A 1,020-nucleotide genomic window follows, 5' to 3' on the forward strand; every position below is an offset into this window, starting at 1 on the left:
GAACTGGAGCGCCGGGACAAGCGCTTCGGCCTCGCCACGCTGTGCGTCGGCGGCGGCATGGGCATCGCCACGATCGTCGAGCGACTCTGACCCCCTTCCCGACGGATCACCACGGAGCAGCCTCCCCATGAGCACTCAGCCCACCACCATCCGCTGGGAGCAGGACCGCAGCGGCGTCGTCACCCTCGTCCTCGACGACCCGGACCAGTCCGCGAACACGATGAACGCCGCCTTCCGCGCCTCCCTCGCCGCGGTCGCCGACCGGCTGGAGGCGGAGAAGGACACCGTCCGCGGCGTCATCCTCACCTCGGCCAAGAAGACCTTCTTCGCCGGCGGCGACCTGCGCGACCTCATCCGGGTCACCCCGGACACCGCGCAGGAACTGTTCGACGGCGGCCTGGAGATCAAGCGCAACCTCCGCCGGATCGAGACGCTCGGCAAGCCGGTCGTGGCCGCGATCAACGGCGCCGCCCTGGGCGGCGGTTTCGAACTGGCCCTCGCCTGCCACCACCGGATCGCGCTCGACACGCCCGGCACCAAGATCGGCCTGCCCGAGGTCACCCTGGGCCTGCTGCCGGGCGGCGGCGGCGTCGCCCGCACGGTCCGCCTCCTGGGCATCGCCGACGCCCTGCTGAAGGTCCTCCTCCAGGGCACCCGGTACAACGCCCGGCGCGCCCGGGACAACGGCCTGGTCCACGAGGTCGTCACGACCCGGGAGGAACTTCTCGCCAGGGCCCGCGCCTTCATCGAGGCCCACCCCGAGTCGCACCAGCCCTGGGACGTCCCGGGCCACCGCATCCCGGGCGGCACCCCGGCCAACCCGAAGTTCGCCGCCAACCTCCCCGCCTTCCCCGCCGGCCTGCGCAAGCAGCTGAACGGCGCCCCCTACCCGGCCCCGCGCAACATCCTCGCCGCGGCCGTCGAAGGCGCCCAGGTCGACTTCGAGACCGCCCAGGTCATCGAGGCCCGCTACTTCGTGGAACTGGCCGCGGGCCAGACCGCGAAGAACATGATCCAGGC

The 1,020-nt window shown here is 72.5% G+C and carries 1 protein-coding gene and 1 pseudogene; both read left to right on the forward strand.

Features of this window, described 5'->3' with window-relative positions; translation table 11 throughout:
* A pseudogene (locus tag ACIQGV_RS40870) lies at positions 1–90 on the forward strand (beta-ketothiolase); the annotation flags it as partial.
* 37 nt (positions 91–127) lie between these two features.
* Positions 128–1,020, forward strand: an 893-nt coding sequence (locus ACIQGV_RS40875) for an enoyl-CoA hydratase/isomerase family protein (RefSeq protein WP_402504837.1), incomplete at its 3' end; no start/stop codon positions are given.

Source organism: Streptomyces sp. NPDC093094 (genome assembly GCF_044754345.1).
Classification (GTDB): domain Bacteria; phylum Actinomycetota; class Actinomycetes; order Streptomycetales; family Streptomycetaceae; genus Streptomyces.